Origin of the sequence: Streptomyces sp. WM6386 (assembly GCF_000972385.1) — a bacterium.
In the GTDB taxonomy this organism is placed as follows: Bacteria; Actinomycetota; Actinomycetes; order Streptomycetales; family Streptomycetaceae; genus Streptomyces.
Map to the genome: position 1 here is coordinate 39,219 of NZ_JXTE01000021.1, position 21,415 is coordinate 60,633.

The 21,415-nt window shown below is 70.7% G+C and carries 18 protein-coding genes; 9 read left to right on the forward strand and 9 right to left on the reverse strand.

What is annotated here, in order from left to right; all coding sequences use genetic code 11:
- Positions 1–22: 22 nt before the first annotated feature.
- Positions 23–796 carry an ABC transporter ATP-binding protein gene (locus TN53_RS15485; protein ID WP_046259051.1) on the forward strand — a complete coding sequence of 258 codons (774 nt, stop codon included), beginning with the start codon at positions 23–25 and terminating at the stop codon, positions 794–796.
- On the forward strand, positions 793–2,415 hold the full coding sequence (locus TN53_RS15490) for a hypothetical protein (protein WP_046259052.1): 1,623 nt from the start codon (positions 793–795) through the stop codon (positions 2,413–2,415). The genes TN53_RS15485 and TN53_RS15490 overlap by 4 nt, the downstream gene beginning before the upstream one ends.
- 144 nt (positions 2,416–2,559) lie before the next feature.
- Here TN53_RS15490 and TN53_RS15495 read toward each other — a convergent pair whose 3' ends face one another.
- Positions 2,560–3,501 carry an alpha/beta fold hydrolase gene (locus tag TN53_RS15495; RefSeq protein WP_046259053.1) on the reverse strand — a complete coding sequence of 314 codons (942 nt, stop codon included), beginning with the start codon at positions 3,499–3,501 and terminating at the stop codon, positions 2,560–2,562.
- Between the two features lie 573 nt (positions 3,502–4,074).
- Positions 4,075–4,767: a metal-dependent transcriptional regulator gene (locus TN53_RS15500; RefSeq protein WP_020130217.1), complete on the reverse strand. Its 693-nt coding sequence runs from the start codon at positions 4,765–4,767 to the stop codon at positions 4,075–4,077.
- A gap of 347 nt (positions 4,768–5,114) precedes the next feature.
- On the opposite strand from TN53_RS15500, the gene TN53_RS15505 reads away from it, so the two are divergent.
- The gene (locus TN53_RS15505) at positions 5,115–5,870 is read left to right on the forward strand and encodes an SIS domain-containing protein (RefSeq protein WP_046259054.1); all 756 of its coding nucleotides are present in this window, start codon (positions 5,115–5,117) and stop codon (positions 5,868–5,870) included.
- 6 nt (positions 5,871–5,876) lie between these two features.
- On the opposite strand, the gene TN53_RS15510 is transcribed toward TN53_RS15505, so the two are convergent.
- Complete coding sequence (locus TN53_RS15510; RefSeq protein ID WP_046259055.1) at positions 5,877–6,788, reverse strand: SDR family oxidoreductase; 912 nt, start codon at positions 6,786–6,788, stop codon at positions 5,877–5,879.
- Positions 6,789–6,928: 140 nt separating this feature from the next.
- Between TN53_RS15510 and TN53_RS15515 the strand changes: the two genes are divergently transcribed.
- The 5 genes from TN53_RS15515 to TN53_RS15535 all read left to right on the forward strand — a co-directional run bounded on the left by TN53_RS15515 (position 6,929) and on the right by TN53_RS15535 (position 13,254).
- Positions 6,929–7,861 carry a LysR family transcriptional regulator gene (locus TN53_RS15515; RefSeq protein ID WP_046259056.1) on the forward strand — a complete coding sequence of 311 codons (933 nt, stop codon included), beginning with the start codon at positions 6,929–6,931 and terminating at the stop codon, positions 7,859–7,861.
- A gap of 29 nt (positions 7,862–7,890) precedes the next feature.
- On the forward strand, positions 7,891–8,334 hold the full coding sequence (locus TN53_RS15520; protein WP_046259115.1) for a GNAT family N-acetyltransferase: 444 nt from the start codon (positions 7,891–7,893) through the stop codon (positions 8,332–8,334).
- A gap of 133 nt (positions 8,335–8,467) precedes the next feature.
- On the forward strand, positions 8,468–9,850 hold the full coding sequence (locus tag TN53_RS15525) for a PAS domain-containing protein (protein WP_046259116.1): 1,383 nt from the start codon (positions 8,468–8,470) through the stop codon (positions 9,848–9,850).
- Positions 9,851–10,096: 246 nt separating this feature from the next.
- Entirely contained in the window at positions 10,097–11,731 is a 1,635-nt protein-coding gene (gene iscB, locus TN53_RS15530; RefSeq protein ID WP_095046509.1) for an RNA-guided endonuclease IscB, read from the forward strand.
- 494 nt (positions 11,732–12,225) lie between these two features.
- Positions 12,226–13,254 (forward strand): isopenicillin N synthase family dioxygenase, encoded by a 1,029-nt coding sequence (locus tag TN53_RS15535; RefSeq protein ID WP_046259058.1) that lies wholly within the window; start codon positions 12,226–12,228, stop codon positions 13,252–13,254.
- An 81-nt stretch (positions 13,255–13,335) separates the two neighbouring features.
- Here the strand turns inward: TN53_RS15535 and TN53_RS15540 are convergent, their stop codons facing one another.
- Complete coding sequence (locus tag TN53_RS15540; RefSeq protein ID WP_046259059.1) at positions 13,336–14,460, reverse strand: citrate synthase 2; 1,125 nt, start codon at positions 14,458–14,460, stop codon at positions 13,336–13,338.
- A gap of 308 nt (positions 14,461–14,768) precedes the next feature.
- On the opposite strand from TN53_RS15540, the gene pdxH reads away from it, so the two are divergent.
- Complete coding sequence (gene pdxH / locus TN53_RS15545; RefSeq protein ID WP_199924581.1) at positions 14,769–15,398, forward strand: pyridoxamine 5'-phosphate oxidase; 630 nt, start codon at positions 14,769–14,771, stop codon at positions 15,396–15,398.
- Here the strand turns inward: pdxH and TN53_RS15550 are convergent.
- The 5 genes from TN53_RS15550 to TN53_RS15570 are packed head-to-tail and all read right to left on the reverse strand — an operon-like array spanning position 15,388 to position 21,366.
- Positions 15,388–16,005: a TetR/AcrR family transcriptional regulator gene (locus TN53_RS15550; protein WP_046259061.1), complete on the reverse strand. Its 618-nt coding sequence runs from the start codon at positions 16,003–16,005 to the stop codon at positions 15,388–15,390. The genes pdxH and TN53_RS15550 overlap by 11 nt on opposite strands.
- Positions 15,993–16,727 carry an enoyl-CoA hydratase family protein gene (locus tag TN53_RS15555; protein WP_046259062.1) on the reverse strand — a complete coding sequence of 245 codons (735 nt, stop codon included), beginning with the start codon at positions 16,725–16,727 and terminating at the stop codon, positions 15,993–15,995. Before TN53_RS15555 ends, TN53_RS15550 begins: the two co-directional genes overlap by 13 nt.
- Complete coding sequence (locus TN53_RS15560; RefSeq protein WP_046259063.1) at positions 16,724–18,292, reverse strand: 4-coumarate--CoA ligase family protein; 1,569 nt, start codon at positions 18,290–18,292, stop codon at positions 16,724–16,726. The genes TN53_RS15555 and TN53_RS15560 overlap by 4 nt, the downstream gene beginning before the upstream one ends.
- Positions 18,293–18,309: 17 nt before the next feature.
- Entirely contained in the window at positions 18,310–19,458 is a 1,149-nt protein-coding gene (locus tag TN53_RS15565) for an acyl-CoA dehydrogenase family protein (RefSeq protein ID WP_046259064.1), read from the reverse strand.
- A 57-nt stretch (positions 19,459–19,515) separates the two neighbouring features.
- Positions 19,516–21,366, reverse strand: a complete 1,851-nt coding sequence (locus TN53_RS15570; protein WP_046259065.1) for an acetyl/propionyl/methylcrotonyl-CoA carboxylase subunit alpha — start codon at positions 21,364–21,366, stop codon at positions 19,516–19,518.
- Positions 21,367–21,415 lie beyond the last annotated feature (49 nt).

The window sequence follows — 21,415 nt, forward strand, 5'->3', positions numbered from 1 at the left end:
CGCGCCCCGTAGGTTGGCTTCCATGACGTCGGCAGTGAGTGTGCGCGGGCTCTGGAAGCGGTTCGGCCAGCAGGTCGCCGTCGCCGGGATCGATCTGGAGTTGCCCGCCGGGAAGTTCATCGGGCTCGTCGGACCCAACGGGGCCGGGAAGACCACCACCCTCTCCATGATCACCGGGCTGTTGCGGCCCGATCAGGGCTCTGTCGAGGTCGTCGGACACGATGTCTGGCGGGATCCCGTCGAGGTGAAGGCCCGGATCGGCGTCCTCCCCGAAGGACTGCGCCTCTTCGAACGCCTCTCCGGGCGGGAACTGCTCGCCTACTCCGGGCGGTTGCGCGGGCTGCCCGGCGCCGAGGTCGACAAGCGGGCCACCCAGCTCCTCGACGTCCTGGACCTGGCGGGCGCGCAGCACAAACTGGTCGTCGACTACTCGACCGGCATGCGGAAGAAGATCGGACTCGCGGCGGCCCTGCTCCACAACCCCGAAGTGCTGTTCCTGGACGAGCCGTTCGAGGGCGTCGACCCCGTCTCCGCACAGACCATCCGGGGGGTGCTGGAGCGGTACACGGGGTCGGGCGCGACCGTCGTCTTCTCCTCCCACGTCATGGAGCTCGTCGAGTCGCTGTGCGACTGGGTGGCCGTGATGGCCGCGGGACGCATCCGGGCGCACGGCCCCCTGGCCGACGTACGCGGTGCCGCGCCCTCGCTCCAACATGCCTTCCTGGAACTCGTCGGGGCGGGCGCGCGGAACACCGGGTCCGATCTCGACTGGCTGGGCGGCGGGGCGCCGCGATGAGCGCCGACGTCACCGCCGTCGTCGTACGGCTGAAACTGTCACTGTTGCGGAACGGGCTGAAGCAGTCCGGTGGGCGACGTGCCGCGTACATCGCGTCGGCGGTCGTCACCCTGCTGTTCGCCGCGCTCCAGCTCCTCGGGCTGATCGCGCTGCGCGGGAACGAGCACGCCGTGTCCGTCGTCGTGCCGCTGGTGGCGGTGCTGGCGCTGGGGTGGGCGGTGATGCCGCTCTTCTTCCCCAGCGGGGACGAGACGCTCGATCCCACGCGCCTGGTGATGCTGCCGCTGCGCCCCCGGCCCCTGGTGCGGGCGCTCCTCGCGGCCTCGCTGGTGGGGATCGGGCCGCTGTTCACCCTGTGCCTGCTCGTCGGGTCCGCGATCTCGGTGGCGCACGGCGGACTCGCGTACGCCGTCGGCGTCGTCGCGGTCGTGCTGGCGCTGTTGGTGTGCGTGGCTCTCGCGCGGGCCGTCGCCGCCGCCAACGTCCGGCTGCTGACCAGCCGTAAGGGCCGGGATCTGGCCGTACTGAGCGGGCTGGTCATCGCGATCGGGGCGCAGCTCGTCAACTTCGGTGCGCAGCGGCTGGGTTCCAGCGGGCTCGCGGAGCTCGATCCGGCGGGCGAGGTGTTGACGTGGGTGCCGCCGGCTTCCGCGATCGGGGCGGTGGAGTCGGTGAGCGAGGGGTCGTACGGGGCCGCGGTCGTCCAACTCGCGCTGAGCGCGGGGGCGCTGGCGGGCCTGATCGCCGTATGGGCCCGGCATCTGACCCGGCTGATGACCGCCCCCGACGGGTCCACCCTCCAGTCCGCCGGCGAGCCGGCCTCGCGCGAGCGGACGTCGACCGGGCTCGGGCGGCTGCTGCCCTCCCCCAGTGCCAAAAGCCTGGGAGGTACCCCCAGCCGCACGGTGACGGTCGTGGAGCGCAGCCTGCGGTACATCTGGCGCGACCCGAAGACCAAGGCGGCGTGGGTGACCTCGCTCGCGATCGGCCTGATCGTGCCCGTGTTCAACGCGCTGCAGGGCACCGGCTCGATCTACTTCGCCTGCTTCGCCGCGGGGATGCTCGGCATCCAGATGTACAACCAGTTCGGCCAGGACACCTCCGCGTTCTGGATGGTCGCCCTGACCATCTCCTCGACCCGGGACGCCTACGTCGAACTGCGCGGCCGTGCGCTGGCCCTGCTGCTGATCACCCTGCCGTACGCCACCCTCGTGACCGTCCTGACCACGGCGCTGCTCGGCGACTGGGCGCGGCTTCCCGAGGCGCTCGGCCTGTCCTTCGCCCTGCTCGGCGCGATGCTGGCGACGGGCGCGTGGGCATCCGCCCGCTTCCCGTACTCCATCCCGCAGGAGGGCTACAAGAACGTGGCCCCCGGCCAGGCCGGACTCGCCTGGATCTCGATCTTCGGCGGCATGGTCGGCGCGGCCCTGCTGTGCGCCCCGGTCATCGTCCTGACGATCTGGCTGAACGTCAGCGCGGGCGGGGACGACTGGACCTGGCTGCTGCTGCCGACGGGCGCCGCGTACGGGGCGGCCGTCGCACTGGCGGGCCTGCACCTGGCGGCACCGAGGACGGCGGCAAGACTCCCGGAGATCCTGGCAGCGGTGAGCAAGGGCTGAAGCGTCTTTCGGGCCGACTGCTCGGGCGAGCCATGTGGCGCAGGATGCCTGCAACCCCCCAAGGGGCGCGGGGAACTGCGCGAGCAACCACAACCGGCCCGCACCCGCCACACGACAGAACCCCCCGAGCTCTTAGGCGCCAAATCACCCCGTGAGCCCATCAATGAACGGCTCGATCGCAGCCCGCCAAGCCTCCGGCTGGTCATAGTGCACAAGATGCCCCGCGTCAGCGACCTCCGCATACTCCCCCCGCGGCAGCACCCGCACCATCTCCTGCGCCTCCGCCCGCCCCAACTCCCCGTCAAGCCCGCGCACGACCAACGCGGGGCACCGCACCTGCGCCAACTCCTCCCAGTGCGCGTCGAACACCCACGGCTCCCGGGACTTCAGCATCTGCTCATGCTCGAACACCGGCCGCCACCCGTCCGGCGACTCGGCCATCACCTCGGCGTAGAACTCCCCCCGCGCCGGATTGGGCCGCTCCACCCACGGATCGTCCTCCCCGAACCACTTGCGTACGTCGGCGAGGGTGGCGAAGGGCACGGGCCAGGCCTTGAACCAGTCCGCCCACTCCCGCTGCGAGGCCGTACCGAGCGCGGAGGCCCGCATGTCGCAGATGATCACTCCGGACACCAGGTCCGGCCGCTTCGCGGCGAGCTGCCAGGCGGTCAGCGCACCCATGGCGTGGCCGATCAGGACGGCCGGGCCGAGGCCGAGCTGTTCGAGGGCCGCTTCGGCGTCCTCGACGTAGGCCTCGCGGGTGAAGGAGGCCTGCGGGGGCTTGTCGCTGCGGCCGTGGCCGCGCTGGTCGAGGGCGACGGCCCGGTGGCGTTCGGAGAGCCAGCGGGCGGTGGAGGCCCAGTGGGAGGCGCGGCCCATGAGGCCGTGCAGTAAGAGCACGCCGGGCGAGGGGTCGAGGGCGCCCTGTGCGGTCCGCTGACCGACGTGCCGCCCGGCGGTCTCACCGCTCTCCCGGACGCCGTGCTCCGTCGCGTCCCTCGCCGGGTCGGGCTTGGGAGGGTCGCCGAACTCCCAGGCCGCGAGACGTACGCCGCCCGCCCCGGTCACGTCGATGCGCCGCGCCATTGGTCCTGGCACCCCCTCAACGGGTTCGTCGAAGTCCGTTCCGGCACCGCACCCCGAGGGACGCCGAGTCGGCCGGTCCTGTGAACCGTGTGCTGCCTGCCCTGTCTGACGTGCCTGCTGTCGTGCCGCCCCCTCCCTGAAGCGCACGTTCCGCCCGACGTGTCACCCGAAGGCTATCGAAAGCCCATTCGAGAATGCGGTTTCCGCCGACAACACCCCTCGTTTGAGTGACCTTGTTCAGGGATTGATCGTCGGCGCCGAGGGGAGATCTTCAGCGGGAGGCGGACCGGCCGGGGAAACCGGTCCGAGGGGAATGACCCTGGGAGCTCGGGGCTCCGGGTCAGCACAGGGGAGGACAGGCCCCGGCGCCACATGGCGCCGGGGCCCTCCACACGTCTGCGGCACATCCTCCCCGCCCCCTCAGGTCATATGCCTCACGCGACAGCCTCGCACGCGGGGCGTCCGAGCGCTGCGATTCGGCACAGTGAATCTTGGAATCGACGAGATCACCGGGATGCCACAACTGCCTCTGATGTCCCGGCAGTTGAACACCCGACAGAAGGTGTACGACAGTCAGCGCTTGGCGACGAACACATGCGAGGCGACGTCCGACTCCAGCTCGGCCGCCTCACCCCCGCTGCCCACCAGCACCCCGCCGGCCGACTCCGTCACGCTCACCACCGAACCGGGCTGCACACCCGCCCGGCGCAGCGTGTACATCAGCTGCGCGTCGGTCTGGATCGGCTCGCCGATACGCCGGACGACGACTGTCTTGCCCTCCAGCCCCGGGTCCAGGTCGGCCAGCGACACCATGCCCTCGTCCAGGAACGGGTCGGCGCCGTCCTTCTCGCCGAGCTCCTCCAGACCGGGGATGGGATTGCCGTACGGCGACTCGGTGGGATGGCGGAGCAGCTCGAGCACCCTCCGCTCCACGGCTTCGCTCATCACATGCTCCCAGCGACACGCCTCGGCGTGCACCTGCTCCCACTCCAGCCCGATGACGTCGACGAGCAGGCATTCCGCGAGCCGGTGCTTGCGCATCACGCGCGTCGCCAGCCGACGCCCCTCGTCGGTCAGCTCCAGGTGCCGGTCGCTCGCCACGGACACCAGCCCGTCGCGCTCCATCCGCGCCACCGTCTGGCTGACGGTCGGCCCGCTCTGGTCGAGCCGCTCGGCGATCCGGGCGCGCATGGGGACCACACCTTCCTCCTCCAGCTCGAGGATGGTGCGGAGATACATCTCCGTGGTGTCGATCAGTCCGGACATACGTGCCCCTCGATGAGATCTGCCGGAAGCGCAACGACTTCGCGGCGCGTGCGCTGGCCCTGGCTTCAATTCTGACGCATAGCACTGACAACCGTGCCGCGCCGGTGAAACGAGCTGGTTTCGGCAGCGATCCGAGGCGCGCTCCGGGGCCGGGCGGGGGCTGTCCGGGGACCGCGCGGGGGGCTGTACGGCGGTGCGGCGGGCTTGGTGTCGGCGATCCGATGGCGTCGGTGCCGGGCGGAGGCGGGTTCGCGCACGGGCCGTGACGGCTCGGCCCCGCCGTATTGACACCGCAGTGGTCCAGACCGCACGGTGATCCGCGACACAGCCGACCCGAAGGGGCCCGTATGAGCGACGGCACGCCCGCCGACCGGTTCTTCGACGCTGCGATCGGCCTGCTGCAGCGGGTCCGCGAGGAGGAGGCCGAGCACATCGACGCGGCCGGGGCGCTCCTCGCCGACACCGTCGCCGCCGGGGGCCGGCTGTTCGCCTTCGGCGCCGGGCACTCCTCGCTCGCCGCGCAGGACGTCGTCTACCGCGCCGGCGGCCTCGCGCTGATGAACCTGCTCACCGTCCCCGGTGTCGTCGGCGTCGACGTCATGCCCGCCACGCTCGGCTCCGCCCTGGAGCGCGTCGATGGCCTCGCGACCGCCGTCCTCGACTCCTCCCCGCTCCGCGCGGGCGACACCCTCGTGATCATCTCCCTCTCCGGCCGTAACGCCCTACCCGTCGAGATGGCGATGAGCGCACGCGCGCGTGGCGTGAAAGTCATCGGCGTGACCTCGGTGGCGTACGCCACCGAGACGACCCCCCGCCACTCCTCCGGCACCTACCTCAAGGACCACTGCGACGTCGTCCTCGACTCCAAGATCGCCATCGGCGACGCGGAACTTACCCTCGACACCGTCCCCGCCCCCTTCGCCCCCGCCTCCACGGTCGTCACCTCGGCACTCCTCCAGGCCGCCGTGGCCACGGCTGCGGCCGGCCTGGCGGCACGGGGCATCGAGCCGCCGATGCTGCGGTCGGGGAACGTGGACGGGGGGCTGGCGTGGAACGCGCGGGTGTTCGAGGAGTACGGGGACCGGATCTTCTACCGGCAATAGAGCCCCTCAGAGCTTGCTCGTCCGCCCCTCCTCGAAGTAGTGCCCGTCCGCCAGGTCCGCGAGCAGCCCCGCCTCCTCCGGCTTCCAACCCAGCCGCTGCTGCGTGAGGGTGCTGGACGCCCGCAGGCTCAGGGAGACGAAGTGGCCGATCCAGCCGAAGTGGGCGGCGGCTTCGGCGTGGGGTATCCGGACGACCGGGAGGTCCAGTCCGTGGCCTATGGCGGTCGCTATGGCGTGGAGAGGCACGCCCTCGTCGCCGATCGCGTGCAGGCGGACGCCCGCCGGGGCCTTCTCCAGGGCCAGCCGGAACAGGCGGGCCGCGTCGAGGCGGTGGACGGCGGGCCAGTGGTTCGCGCCGTCGCCGACCATGGCCGACATGCCCCGGTCGCGGGCGATGTCGATCAGCTGGGGGACGAAGGCGCCGTCGCCGCGGCCGTGGACGGACGGGGGGAGGCGGACGAGCGTGGCGCGTACGCCGCGTTCGGCGAGGGCGAGGGTGGCCTCCTCGGAGGGGACGCGGAAGGGTGCCACGGATGCCGGGTCGGCCGGGTCCTCCTCCGTGGCGTACGTGCCCGGCGGGACCAGGAACACCGAGGTCGTCACAAGGGGTTTGCCGGTGCCTTCGAGTGCCGCGCCCATCGCCTGGATGGCGTGCAGGTCGATCGCGCCCGAGGCGGCGATGTCGGAGAAGTCGTGCTTGAAGGCCGTGTGGATGACGCCGTCCGCCGCCGCGGCGCCACGGCGAAGGCTGTCGAGGTCGTCGAGGTCGCCGCGGTGCACCTCGGCCCCGGCGGCCGTCAGCGCCGCGGCGGAGGAGTCGGAGCGGGCGAGGCCCACGACCTCGTGTCCCGCGTCGATGAGTTCGCGCACGACGGCGGAACCGACGAACCCGCTGCCTCCGGTGACGAAAACGCGCATGGTGATGCCTCCGAACAGAGGGATGGTGTCTGGGGTGCCCTCATCGTCCGGAGCAGGTGCCGTCCGCGTCCAAAGCCTGTTTCTCATCGGGCAATACGGTTTGGGCATCACCGCAGTTCAAGCCTGAGTAGGCTCCCCATATGACCGACCTCGACCTCCGCCTGGTCCGGTACTTCACGGTCGTCGCCGAGCATCGGCACTTCGGCCGCGCGGCCACGGCCCTGCACATCACCCAGCCGTCACTGAGCCGGCAGGTGCAGCGGCTGGAGCGGCAGCTGGGCGCCCGACTCCTCGACCGGACCCCGCAGGGGACGCGGCTGACGGAGGCGGGGGAGGTCTTCCTGCCCCATGCCGAAGCGCTGCTCCGCGCGGCGGCGCAGGCGGCCACACACGCGCGTGCCGCCGCCCGGCCGAACCGCATGACGGTCGGCTTCACGTCGGGCCTCATCGTCACTCCGGCCGTACGGGCGGTTCGCCACCGCTACCCGGACGCCGACGTGCAGACCACACACCTGAACTGGGGCGACGTATGCGAGGCCCTCCTCGACCACCGGGTCGACGCGGTGGTGACCCGGCTGCCGTTCCCCACCGACGGCCTGCATGTGACGGTCCTCTACGACGAGCCGCGTGTCCTCGTCGTCCCGCTGGACCATCGGCTGGCCGGCAAGGACTCCGTCACCCTCGACGACATCGCCGACGAGCCGCTGCCCCGGACGGCTGATCCGGTGCGCAGCGCCTTCTGGCGGTTCGAGCCCCGGCCGGACGGGCGCCCGGCACCCGACGGGCCGCTCATCGAGGCGATCGAGGACAAACTGGAACTCGTCGCCGCCGGCGAGACCCTGGCGGTCTCCGTCGTCTCCGTCGGGAGGGCCCTGCGCCACGATCTCACCACGGTCCCCCTGGACGGCGTCGAGCCGAGCCACGTCGTCGTCGCGACCCGGGCCGGGGACCGCGGCCGTGTGGTGACAGCCTTCCGCAAGGCGGCGAGGGAGCAGCTCACGGCCCCGACATCGCAATGGACGGATCAACGGCGCGACTCCTGGCGTTCGTCCCATGACAGAGATCGAGATTGAGGTGTACGCGCGGCGGGGAAGTGGATCTCGTGTCTGATGTTCGAATAGAGCCCGCCGTGGGCGACGCCATGCTGGAGCAGTGGCGATACGTCCACAACGTGATCGTTCCGGCCGACGAGCTGGACCTCGCCACGGTGCGGGAGCGCGGCGCGCGGTACCGGCTGGAGAACGCGTACGTCGATGACGTGCTCGTCGGCTGCTCCACGGTGCGGCCCCCGGAGGGCGGGGCGGCGACGGTCATCGCGCGCGTGCTGCCCGAGCACCGGCGGCAGGGGGTCGGGACGGCGCTGTACGAGAACGGGCTCGCCCACGCACGCGTGCTGGGCGCCACCACGATCGAGACCTGTGTCCTGGCCGTCAACGAGGACGGTCTGCGCTTCGCCGAGAAGCACGGATTCACCGAGGTCGAACGCTATGTGCTGCCGCCCGAGACCGACCTGTGGGTCGACCTCCGGCTGGATCGGGCACCGTAGAGACAGAAGCGGCGTACAACGATTCCCCCAACTTGCGGGAACCCGGTGTGTGCTGCGTCACGTTCCAGTTAGATGATTGCAAGTGAGCGAACCGACGTGCCGTACGGACGGACGCAGCCTGCAGGGGGTCCAGGTGAGTGCTTCGCGGCGTAGTGGGACCACCGACGAGCTGGGGCCGAACGAGCCCGAACAGCCCGACGGCGCGGATCTGCTCGCCGCCCTGCTCGACGGCATGGACGCGGCACTGTGTGCCTTCGACGCCGACGGCGTCGTCACCCACTGGAACCGCGAGGCCGAACGGATCCTGGGCTGGACCGCGGCGGAGGCGGTGGGGCGTCAGGGGTTCGCCGGGTGGGCGGTGCGCAGCGCGGACGCCCAGGAGGTCGAGGGGTGGCTGCTGTCCGCCATGCGGGCTCCCGGGCGGCAGGTGCACGAGTTCGCCCTGCTGACCAAGGAGGGCGGGCGGGTCCTCGTACGGACCCAGTCGGCCGCCGTACGCGGACCCGACGGGAAGCCGGCCGGGGTGTACTGCGCCTTCAGCGAGGTGCACGCGCAGATCGACCTGGAGCGGTCGATCGCGCTGAGCGAGGCCCTGTTCGACGACGCCAGCTGGGGTGTCGTGCTGGTCGACGCCGATCTACGGCCGGCCGTGGTCAACGCGCACGCGGCCCGGGCCCTCGGTGTCGGCCGTACGTCCGTCCTGGGCCGACCCCTCGGGGAGCTGCTCGCGCAGGGCGTGGAGGAGCTGGAGAGCGCCCTCACCCATGTGCTGGCCGAGGGCGCGCCGCCCGCACCCGCCGAGATCTGGGTGAGCGTACGCACACCCGAGGGCGATCAGCGGCGCTGCTGGCGCTGCGGCTTCGTACGCCTGGCCTCGCCGCTCGCCGAGGAGCCGGTGCCGCTGGGCGTCGGATGGCTCTTCAACGACGTCACCGAGGCCAAGCAGGCCGAGCAGGAAGCGTCCCTGCTCCGCTTCCGCACCAACCAGCTGCACCGCGCGGCCCGCGCCGCCGCCGAGTGCGAGGACCCGGCCGAGGCCGCCACGATCCACCTCGACTTCGCCCTCGCCGGCTTCGCCGACCACGCGCTCATCGACCGGGTGGCGGGGGAACCGGCCGCCGAGTCGGACACACCGGTACGGCTGGTACGGGTCGCCTCGACGCCTTCCGGGGCGCCCGGCCCGAGCCTGCTGACCGGACAGGCCGGATTGCCCGTGCGCTACGCCGAGGGACATCCGGCGCTCCAGTGCGTGGACCGTACGGGCGCCGTACGGGCCAGCGTGGGGGCGGTACCGCCCGAGAAGGCACGGGAGTGGGCCCTGGCCCGGCAGTGGCCGGGAGACGCCGTACACGCGCTGTGCGCGGTCCTGCGGAGCCGGGGGCGGACGCTCGGGGTCGTGACGTTCCTGCGGGGGGCCGGGCGCAGCCAGTTCGAGCGGTCCGACGCGGTGTACGCGGAGGACGTGGCGGTGCGGATCGCTTCGGCGCTGGATCTGGCGGGGGCTCTACGCCGGTGAGGTGAGCGTCGGTTCGGTGGGGCGAGGCTGACGTGCTTCCTGTAGCAGCAAGATCGGTTGCGCGTTCGAGGATTTGGGGTTCTTCGCACGAATGAGCGCAGCTCGTCCGCATATACCTCCTGGACGGATCTTGGTTAGTAATTTCGGTCCTGTACTTCAGAGAGGAGGTCAGTCGCTCCCCGACCGCAAGGTCGTCGGCTGACCAGCCCAAGTCATCGCGATCCGAGAGGTCAGGGAGGTGCCCCGATGACTACGTTTCCTGCAGGCGAGCAGACCCACCAGGCTGTGCTTTGTCAGCAGCCTGCTCTGGAATCCGTGGGAGCAGACACCCCTGGGAGCAGGGACGAAACGGCTCACGGACACCCCGCCATCGCGCGGGGCACCGGCAGGGAACATGGGCGAGGGGAGACCGACGGGCCCGGCACCGAAGCCCGTCGGCGTCACGCCAAGGCAGAGAACGGGAGCGGTGACGCTCCTGCGCAAGACGAGTCGTACACGGGTGGTGTCGGCGCGAGCAGGGTTTTCGTCCTCTCCAAGGACGGGCAGCCGCTCATGCCCTGCCACCCGGCCCGCGCCCGCGAACTCCTGGGCAAGGGAAGGGCGGTTGTCGCCCGGCAAGTGCCTTTCACCATCCGGCTGAAGGACCGCACGTTCGCCGAGTCGGAAGTCGACGGCGTACAACTGCGCATCGACCCGGGCTCCAAAGGCACGGGCCTCGCTCTCACCGACGAGAAGAAGGAAGTCGACGGACAAGGCGCCGTAATCACCGTCAGGCGAGGGCTGATCTCGGTCGAACTCCAGCACCGTGGCGACCAGATCCACCTGTGCATGCAACAGCGCGCCGGTTACCGACATAGACGGCGCTCCGCCAACTGCCGTTACCGAGCACCACGCTCGAACAACCGAACTCGCCCCACAGGGTGGCTCCCACCCTCCTTACGCCACCGCGTCGACACCACCGCCTCCTGGACAGCCCGGCTGTGCCGCTACGCGCCGATCGCCGAGATCCACCTAGAAAGCGTCGCCTTCGACACCCACGCCATGAGCGCGGGCCGAGCCCTCACCGCGGTGGAGTACCAGCAAGGAACCCTGGCCGGTACCGAAACCCGGGCCTACCTACACGCCAAGTGGAACAGCGCCTGCGCCTACTGCGGCGCAACCGGCGTACCCCTGAACATCGATCACGTCAGACCACGCAGCCGAGGGGGCTCGAACCGCATCTCCAACCTCGTCCTGGCCTGTGTCCCCTGCAACAAGGTCAAGGGCAACACCCCCGTCGAAGCCTTCCTCGCCCACCAACCCGACCGCCTCACAAAGATCCTCCAGCAAGCAAAAACCCCGCTCCATGACGCAGCCGCCATGAACGCGACCCGCTGGCAGCTCACGGAAGCGCTGAGTGGCCTCGGCCGCCCGGTTCACACTTGGTCGGGCGGCCGTACGAAGTGGAACCGCAGTGCCATGGGGCTGGCCAAGACCCACACCTTGGACGCGCTCTCTGTCGGGCGTCTGGACCACGAGAGTGGCGACACAATCGTGCGCTTCCCCGCGCAGATTCTCCTCGCCAAAGCGGCTGGGCGCGGCTCATACTCTCGTACCACGCCGGACCGATTCGGCTTCCCTCGCCTGCGGCGGGCTCGCGTCAAGCAACACTTCGGGTACGTCACAGGAGATCTCGTACGAGCCACCATGCCCACCGGGAAGTGGGCGGGCACCTGGACCGGCCGTATCTCGGTGCGGGCCAGAGGGCAGCACAGCCTCACAACGCCGGAGGGACGGATCAACGTCTCCTACTGGAATCTGCGGCTGCTGCAACGCGGCGACGGATACGGCTACAGCGTCCGTGCCGAAGGGACACCGTCAACATCCCGGAAAATCGGTTGATCGGTCGCCGATCGCTTCCTAGTGTGTGCCTCACGCCGAGAGGAGGTGATCGGGTACATGAGTGAAACCCGGACGCGCGAGGTGGCTGCGGGCTAGCGGCCCGCCATCCCACCCAGTGTGGTGTCGGACCAGCGTGTGAGCGAAACACGCAGCCGGCCCAGACCCACGCAGCCGGCCCAGACCAACGCAGTCACCCGACCCGCAAGCTCGCCGGTACGTCCGGCCGGCTCCCCCGCTCAGGCGGTGGAACCCGAGCTTGCGGGTCGTCTGCGTTCCTGGAGGATTTTCGGGAGTGATCTGCGACACCCGCGTTTCTTGCGGCGCGCAGTACTCTGACCTCATGCTTTCGCTCGTTCGACGCCGCCACGTGGACTACGTCCGCGTCACGAGCATGGGCTGTCGACGCTCCATCTGAGCTTCCGGCCCCTTTCTGACGCAGCCACCCGCTGCCGTTCCCTGCTTTGCTCCCTCTCCTCCTTCTGTGGACGAACTCCATGACGAACGTGTCGACGAACCCGTCGTACCAGCAGCTCCCGATCATCGATCTCTCCGCCGCCGATCGCGGTCCCCAAGCGCGTGCGCTGCTCCGTGCCCAGTTGCACAGTGCCGCCCATGACGTGGGGTTCTTCCAGCTCGTCGGCCATGGGGTCGGTCGGGAGGAGGTCAGCTCCCTGCTCTCCGCCATGCGGAAGTTCTTCGCCCTTCCCGAAGCGGAGCGACTCGCCATCGACAACGTCCGCTCGCCGCACTTCCGCGGGTACACGCGGACCGGGGATGAGCGGACGGGGGGCAGCAGGGACTGGCGGGATCAGCTCGACATCGGGGCCGAGCGGGAGGCTCGGATATTGGGGGCCGACGAGCCTGCCTACTGGTGGCTCCAGGGGCCCAACCAGTGGCCCGACTCACTGCCCGAGCTGCGGACCGCCGCGCTGGGGTGGGTCGAACGGCTCAGCTCCGTCGCCGAGCGGCTTCTGCACGAGCTGCTCGCCTCGATCGGGGCGCCCGCCGACTTCTACGACCCGATCTTCGGGGCGCACGCCCATCCGCATCTGAAGCTCGTGCGCTATCCGGGGAGTGCCGGGGACGGGGCTGATCAGGGGGTCGGTGCCCACAAGGACTACGGGTTCCTGACCCTGCTGCTTCAGGACCAGGTCGGCGGGCTCCAGGTGCAGCGTGAGGACGGGCGGTTCCACGATGTGCCGCCGCTGGACGGGGCGTTCGTCGTGAATCTTGGTGAGCTGTTGGAGGTGGCCACCAATGGGTATCTCGTCGCCACCAATCACCGGGTCGTCTCCCCGCCCGGGGCGACCGAGCGGTTCTCCGTCCCGTTCTTCTACAACCCGCGTCTCGACGCGCGCGTGGAGCCCCTGACCTTCCCGTACGCCTCGGCCGCGCCCGGTGTCTCCGACGACCCCACCAACCCGCTGTTCGCGGAGTACGGCTACAACGAGCTCAAGGGCAAGCTGCGGGCGCACCCGCTGGTGGCGGAGCGGCACCACGGCACCTTGCTGACTCCGGCCTAGATCAACGCCCCAAGGGGCGCGAAGAACTGCGCGATCGGCCACATACGGCCCGCAGTCGCCCGCGCCCCTCAGGCACCCCTCTCAGTGGGCGATGTCCTCGTACCCCAAGACATCCTGCGGGCTGCGCGAACCCGGCCCCACATACCGCGCGGACGGCCGCACCAGCCGCCCCGTCCGCTTCTGCTCCAGGATGTGCGCCGACCAGCCCGCCGTACGCGCGCACGTGAACATCGACGTGAACATGTGGGCCGGCACCTCGGCGAAGTCGAGGACGATGGCCGCCCAGAACTCGACGTTGGTCGCGAGCACCCGGTCGGGACGGCGGGCGTGCAGCTCGGCCAGGGCCGCCTTCTCCAGCGCCTCGGCGACCTCGAAGCGCGGCGCGCCCAGCTCACGGGCCGTGCGGCGCAGCACGCGCGCGCGGGGGTCCTCGGCGCGGTAGACGCGGTGGCCGAAGCCCATCAGGCGCTCGCCCTTGTCGAGGGCCTGCTTGACGTACGCGTCGGCGTCCCCGGTGCGCTCGATCTCCTCGATCATGTGCAGGACGCGGGAGGGGGCGCCGCCGTGCAGCGGGCCGGACATGGCTCCCACGGCGCCCGAGAGGGCGGCGGCGACGTCCGCGCCGGTGGAGGCGATGACCCGGGCCGTGAACGTGGACGCGTTCATGCCGTGCTCGGCGGCGGACGTCCAGTACGCGTCGACCGCGGCGATGTGCTTGGGGTCGGGTTCGCCGCGCCAGCGGATCATGAAGCGTTCGACGACGGACTGGGCCTTGTCGATCTCGTGCTGGGGGACCATGGGGCGGCCCTGGCCGCGGGCGGACTGGGCGACGTACGACAGGGCCATGACGGCCGCCCTCGCGAGGTCGTCGCGGGCCTGCGCCTCGTCGATGTCGAGGAGGGGTTTCAGGCCCCAGACGGGCGCCAGCATCGCGAGTGCGGACTGGACGTCCACTCGGATGTCGCCGGAGTGCACGGGGATCGGGAAGGGCTCGGCGGGCGGCAGGCCGGGGCGGAAGGCGCCGTCGACGAGCAGGCCCCAGACGTTGCCGAACGAGACGTTGCCGACCAGGTCCTCGATGTCGACGCCCCGGTACCGCAGGGCGCCGCCTTCCTTGTCCGGTTCGGCGATCTCCGTCTCGAACGCGACGACTCCTTCGAGGCCAGGTACGAAACCGGGGTCAAAGCCGGGGTCGAGGTCGGACATCAGGCGGCTCCTCATGATGTGTGCGACAGGTCCTGTCGGGGGCGGTGTGGGGGCAACTTGCGGAGGGGACGGCTCCGGATGGTCGGTTGGCCCTGTGATGCCCCGTACGGCGGGTGGTCACCCCACCGCGGCGGCATCTGCACCATATCCCCGAGTGCCACCCTTGGGGAGTCCTTGCGGCACTGAGTGCCACCCTGGTGCGGTGGGCCCCGACCGGCTCTCCGGCGGATTCCATACGGCAAGATGACGGCGTGACCGACGCAGACGCCGTCTCCCGCGAACCCGTTCCCTTCCCCGATCCCGCCGCCATGCGCAAGCAGTACCGGGCCGAGGGACTTGCCGAGAGCGATCTCTCCGCCACGCCCGTGGGGCAGTTCGCGCGCTGGTTCAAGCAGGCCGCGACGGAGGCCCAGCTGTTCGAGCCGAACGCCATGGTGGTCTCCACGGCGGACGCGGAGGGCCGGCCCACCTCTCGTACGGTGCTGCTGAAGCAGTTCGACGAGCAGGGGTTCGTCTTCTACACGAACTACGACTCCCGCAAGGCGCGCGACCTCTCCGAGAATCCGTACGTCTCGCTGCTCTTTCCGTGGCATCCGATGGCCCGGCAGGTCGTCGTCACGGGTGTCGCGCGCCGTACCGGGCGGGACGAGACCGCCGCGTACTTCCGGACCCGCCCGCACGGTTCGCAGCTCGGGGCGTGGGCCAGTGCCCAGTCGTCGGTGATCGCCACACGGGCGGACCTGGAGGCGTCGTACGCCGAGCTCGCGGCCCGGTATCCGGAGGGCGAGCAGGTGCCGGTGCCGCCGAACTGGGGTGGTTTCCGGGTGGCTCCGCAGGCGGTGGAGTTCTGGCAGGGCCGGGAGAACCGGCTGCACGACCGGCTGCGGTATGTGGCGGAGCCGGACGGGAGTTGGCGGGTGGAGCGGCTCAGTCCCTGAGGGCGATCTCCACCAGTGCCGTCCATTGGGCGACCACTTTGTCCCGCCGTGTCCCGTCGTCCGTGAGCAGGTTGGCCAGGCCCAGACCGCGAGCCATGTCCAGCAGGCCCTGGACCGTCTCCCGTACCCCCGGCGCGGACTCGTCCGCGCCCAGCAGCTCGACCGCGATCCGGTGCGTTTCCCTGCCTACGCGGGCCTCCAGTTCCGTCACGCGCGGGCGGAGTTGCTCCTCGTTGGAGGCGGCGACCCACAGGTGGAGGGCGGCCCGGAACAGCGGACCGGTGTAGAGGTCGACGAGCGCCGAGACGACCGCTCGCCGGTCGCCGGCCGCGCCTTCGGGGAACAGGGCCCTGAGCGCCGTGGAGCGTTCCTCGGCGACGTACTCCACCGCCGCCGTGAACAGGTCCTCCCGGGTCGGGAAGTGGTGCTGGGCGGCGCCCCGGGAGACGCCCGCGCGTTCGGCGACCACCGACACCGTGGAGCCCGCCCAGCCGTGTTCGGCGAGGCAGGACACGGCGGCTTCCAGGAGGCGCTGCCGGGTGGCCCGGCTGCGGTCCTGTTTGGGAGTACGTTCCACACGGTCGCCGACCGTGCTCACAGCGCCCATGCGGGGTCCCGTCGTTCCAGAAAGGCCGTGATGCCCTCGCGGGCCTGTGCGGAGGCGAACAGGCGGGCCGAGAGTGCGGTGAGGTCGGCCGCGTCCCGGTCGAAGGCTTCCAGCACCCTAGCGGTGAGCAGCTGTTTCGTCTCCGCCAGGCCTTCGGGGGCCGCCTTGCGCAGGCCGTCCAGGATGGGTTCCAGTACGTCGTCCACGGCGTCGCCGGTCGCCGTCAGGAGGCCGATGCGGGCGGCCTCGGCGGCGTCGAAGCGTTCGCCGGTGAGGTAGTAGCGGGCGAGGGCGCGGGGGTCGGTGCGGGGCAGCAGCGGCAGGGAGATCACCGCAGGGGCCACCCCGATCCGTACCTCCGTGAAGGCGAAGCTCGACTCGTTGGCCGCCACCCCGATGTCACAGGCCGCCAGCAGGCCCAGTCCGCCCGCGCGGACGTGGCCGGTGACCCGGGCGAGCACCGGTTTGGGCAGCTCGATGATCTGCCGGAGCAGTCCCACCAGGGCATGGGGGTCCGGTGGGTCCTTGAGGTCGGCGCCCGCGCTGAACGCGTTCCCGGTGTGGGTGAGGACGATCGCGCGGACGTCGCCGTCCTTCCCCCCTTCGGCCAGGGCGGTCGCCAGCTCGCCCACCAGCGCGGCCGACAGGGCGTTGCGGTTGTGCGGTGAGTCGAGGGTGAGGGTCTCGATTCCCCGCGCGCGTGCGCGGCCGATCAGTGTCACTGGAGCTCCCTCAGTCGGCGGCGCAGGATCTTCCCGGAGGCGGCCCGCGGTACCCCGTCGATGAAGGTGACCTGGCGGACGCGTTTGTAGGGGGCGACGCGTTCGGCGACGTACATCATGACCTCTCCTTCGGAGAGGTCGGTGACGGTGGGTCGGCGGACCACGTACGCGTGCGGGACCTCGTTGCCGTCGTCGTTGTAGACGCCGATGACGGCGGCGTCGGCGATGCCGGGGTGGGTGAGGAGGAGGGCTTCGAGCTCGGCCGGGGCGACCTGGAAGCCCTTGTACTTGATGAGTTCCTTGACGCGGTCGACGACGAACAGCCAGCCGTCGGCGTCGGCATGGCCGACGTCGCCGGTGTGCAGCCAGCCGTCGGGGTCGATCATGGCGGCGGTGGCGTCGGGACGGCCCAGGTAGCCCTTCATGACCTGGGGGCCGCGGATGAGGATCTCGCCGTCCTCGGCGACGCCGACGTCCTTGTCGGGGTCGTCGAGGGAGACGATGCGCATCTCGGTGCCGGCGACGAGGCGGCCGACCGTGCCGGGGGGTGCGTGGCGCATGGCGGCCAGGGGGACGACGTGGGTGCCGGGCGAGAGTTCCGTCATGCCGTACGCCTGGCCCACGGGCGGCAGGTTCAGGCGCTGCGAGCAGGCCTCGGCGAGCTTGGCGTCCAGGGGGGCGGCGGCGCTGAGGATGTAGCGCAGCGTCGACAGGTCGTACTGGGTGACCAGCGGGTGCTTGGCGAGGGCCAGGACGATGGGCGGGGCGACGTACAGGCCGGTGATGCGGTGGTTCTGGATGGCCGCGAGGAAGGTCTCCAGGTCGAAGCGGGGCAGGACGACGACGGTGGCACCGTTGCGCAGGGGCCCGTTCATGAGGGCTGTCAGACCGTAGATGTGGAAGAAGGGCAGCACGGCGAGGATGCGGTCGCCGGGGCCTACCGCGAGGGCGGGTGAGAGCTGCGCGAGGTTGGTGGCCAGCTGGCGGTGGGTGAGCATGACGCCCTTGGGAAGGCCGGTCGTGCCCGAGGAGTACGGCAGTGCCGCCACGTCCTCCACGGGGTCGATGTCGATGACCGGTTCCGGGGCCGTCGAGCCCAGCATGTCGATGAGCGAGCGGTGTCCGGGGGCGCTGTCGCAGACGAAGATCTCCTCGACGCCGCCCGCGAGTTCGGCCGCCCGGCGGGCCGTCTCCAGCAGTGGGGAGACGGTGACGATCCAGCGGGACGCGGAGTCCCGCAGCTGCTTGGCGAACTCCTCGGGTGTGGCCAGCGGGTGCACGGTGGTGACGGTCGCTCCCGCGCGCGTGGCGGCGTAGAACGCGGTGGGGTACGCGATCGTGTTGGGGCTGTGCAGCGCGAGCACGTCCCCCTTGGCGACCCCGGCCTCGGCGAGACCGGCGGCTACGCGTCGGTGGAACGCGTCCAGTTGGGCGTACGTGAGGGTGGTGCCGTCCGTGCCGTCGATCAGTGCGGGGTTCTCCCCGAACTCGGCCGCCCGGCCCAGGACGGCCTCGTGGATGGGGAGTTCGACCGGCGGGACGTCTGCGTACTCGCTGCGGAACACGGTTCCTCCAAGACGGCCTAGTACGACTTGGGCAGGCCCAGGGTCTGGTGGGAGACGTAGTTGAGAATCATCTCCCGGCTCACCGGGGCAATACGAGCCACGCGCGAGGCCGTTATCAACGAGGCGAGCCCGAATTCCCGGGTGAGGCCGTTTCCGCCGAGGGTGTGCACGGCCTGGTCGACCGCCTTCACGCAGGCCTCCCCCGCCGCGTACTTCGCCATGTTGGCGGCCTCGCCCGCGCCGACGTCGTCGCCGGTGTCGTAGAGACGGGCCGCCTTCTGCATCATCAGGCGGGCCAGTTCGAGGTCGATGTGCGCCTGCGCCAAGGGGTGCGCGATGGCCTGATGGGCGCCGATGGGGGCGTTCCAGACGGTGCGGTCGCGGGCGTACTCGATGGCTTTGGCGAGCGCGTACCGGCCCATGCCGATCGCGAAGGCGGCCGTCATGATGCGTTCGGGGTTCAGGCCGGCGAAGAGCTGGAGCAGGCCCGCGTCCTCGTCTCCGACGAGTGCGTCGGCGGGGAGGCGTACGTCGTCGAGGGTCAGCTCGAACTGCTTCTCCACGGCGTGGAGTTCCATGTCGATCTGGTGGCGGGTGAAGCCTTCCGCGTCCCGGGGGACGATGAAGAGGCAGGGCTTGAGGCTGCCGGTGCGGCCCTCTCTATGGGACACGGTTTCGGCGCGGCCGACTATGAGGGTGGCGTCGGCTATGTCGACGCCGGAGATGAAGACCTTGCGGCCGGTGAGGAGCCAGTCGGTGCCGTCTTTGCGGGCCGTGGTGGTGATGCGGTGGCTGTTGGAGCCGGCGTCGGGTTCGGTGATGCCGAAGGCCATGGTGCGGGTGCCGTCCGCGAGGGCGGGGAGCCACTCGCTCTTCTGGGCGTCGGTTCCGAAGCGGGCGATGACTGTGCCGCAGATGGCCGGGGAGACGACCATCATGAGGAGGGGGCATCCTGCGGCGCCCAACTCCTCCAGGACTATGGAGAGTTCGGAGATGCCGCCGCCCCCACCGCCGTATGCCTCCGGCAGGTTGACGCCGAGATAGCCGAGCTTGGCTGCTTCGGACCAGAGGTCTTCTCGGTTGTAGGTGCGGCCGTGGCGTTTGCCGAGGGCGGCTACGGCTTTGCGGAGGGCCGTGTGTTCTTCGGATTCGATCGTGGGTGGCATGGGACTCCTTCCGGGTGCGGGTGGTCCGTGGCTGGTCGCGCAGTTCCCCGCGCCCCTTTAGGTGGGTTCGACTACCGCCAATAGAGAGCCGACTGTGACCTGCTGGCCCAAGGTCACGTGGAGCGCCGTCAGCGTTCCTGCTGCCGGGGCCGAAATGCGGTGTTGCATCTTCATCGCTTCGAGCCAGACGATCGGTTCACCGGCCTCGACCTCGGCCCCCTCGGCGAGGCCTTCCGCGATCCTGACCACCGTTCCCGGCATCGGGGCCACCAAGGAACCCGGGGCCAGCTGGGCCGTGGGGTCCGAGAAGCGGGGCAGTGCCCTGAGCCGGGTCGCGTTGACGTAGACCTCGTCGCCGTACCTCGTCACGTCGAACTTGCGCTGCACCCCCTCCACTTCGAGTACGGCCAGAGCAGCGTCCGCGTGCACGACCCGCACGCCGTCCGCGTCCAGGCCGTCGCGTGTGTGGCGGTAGCGGACCTCGTGCTCCTCTCCTGCCAGTTCGTAGCGCCTGGTCTGGGGCTGGGAGGGGACGTTGCGCCAGCCTCCGCCGAAGCGGGAGCGGCGGCTGTGGGCGTCGGACAGGGCGGCGGCCAAGGGGGCGTACGGGTCCGGGGACGGGGACGTCAACGCGGTCAGGTGGCGGTCGTAGAACGCCGTCGTCATCGCCGCCGACGTGAACTCCTCGTGCCGCAGGCTCCGTACCAGCAGGTCCCTGTTGGTCCTCGGGCCGTGGATCGTGGCCCGTTCCAGCGCGCCCGCCAGTTTGCGGAGCGCCTCCGCGCGCGTGGGGGCGTGGGCGATGACCTTGGCGAGCAGGGGGTCGTAGTGGACGCCGATCTCGGTGCCGTCGTCGTAGCCGGTGTCGAGGCGGACGGAGCCCGGGACGGTCAGGCGGTGGAGAGTGCCCGTCTGGGGGGTCCAGTCGGTCGACGGGTCCTCGGCGTAGAGGCGGGCCTCGATGGCGTGGCCACGCGCGCGTGGAGGTTCGCCCGCGTCCAGCGCGCGGCCTTCCGCCACCGCGATCTGGAGAGCCACCAGGTCCACGTCGAACACCGCCTCCGTCACCGGATGTTCGACCTGGAGGCGGGTGTTCATCTCCAGGAACTGCGCCTTGCCGTCGGCGACCAGGAACTCGACCGTACCGGCGCCCACGTAGTCGACCGCGCGGGCGGCCCGTACGGACAGCGCGTGCAGCTCGGCCACGAGCCCCTCGGAGAGTCCGGGTGCCGGGGACTCCTCGATGACCTTCTGGTGGCGGCGCTGGAGGGAGCAGTCGCGGGTGCCGAGCGCCCAGACCGTGCCGTGCGTGTCGGCGAGGATCTGGACCTCGACGTGGCGGCCGTTCTCGATGTACGGCTCCAGGAAGACCTCGCCGTCCCCGAAGGCACTCGCGGCCTCGGCGCGCGCTCCCTCCAGTGCGGCGCCCAGCTCCTCCATGCGGCGCACGATCCGCATCCCGCGCCCCCCGCCGCCCGCGGCCGCCTTCACCAGCAGGGGCAGATCGGCCTCCGTGGGCTCGCCCAGCGGCGCGAGGCCCATCAGCTCCTTCGCGCGCGTCTTGGACGCCATCGCCTCGATCGACGACGGATTCGGGCCGATCCACACCAGCCCCGCGTCCAGGACGGCGCGTGCGAAGTCCGCGTTCTCGGAGAGGAAGCCGTAGCCGGGGTGCACGGCGTCCGCGCCGGCCGCGACCGCCGCCTTCACGATCAGGTCGCCGCGCAGATACGTCTCCGCCGGGGTCGCCCCCGGCAGCCGTACCGCCGTGTCGGCCACGCGCGCGTGGAGGGCGTTCGCGTCGGCGTCCGAGTGCACGGCGACCGTCCGGATTCCCGACTCACGGCAGGTGCGGAAGACGCGGCAGGCGATCTCGCCCCGGTTGGCGACCAGAACGGTTCCGATCACGAAAGATTCTCTTTCCACTAGATCACCGCAACCATCAATTGAGGAACCA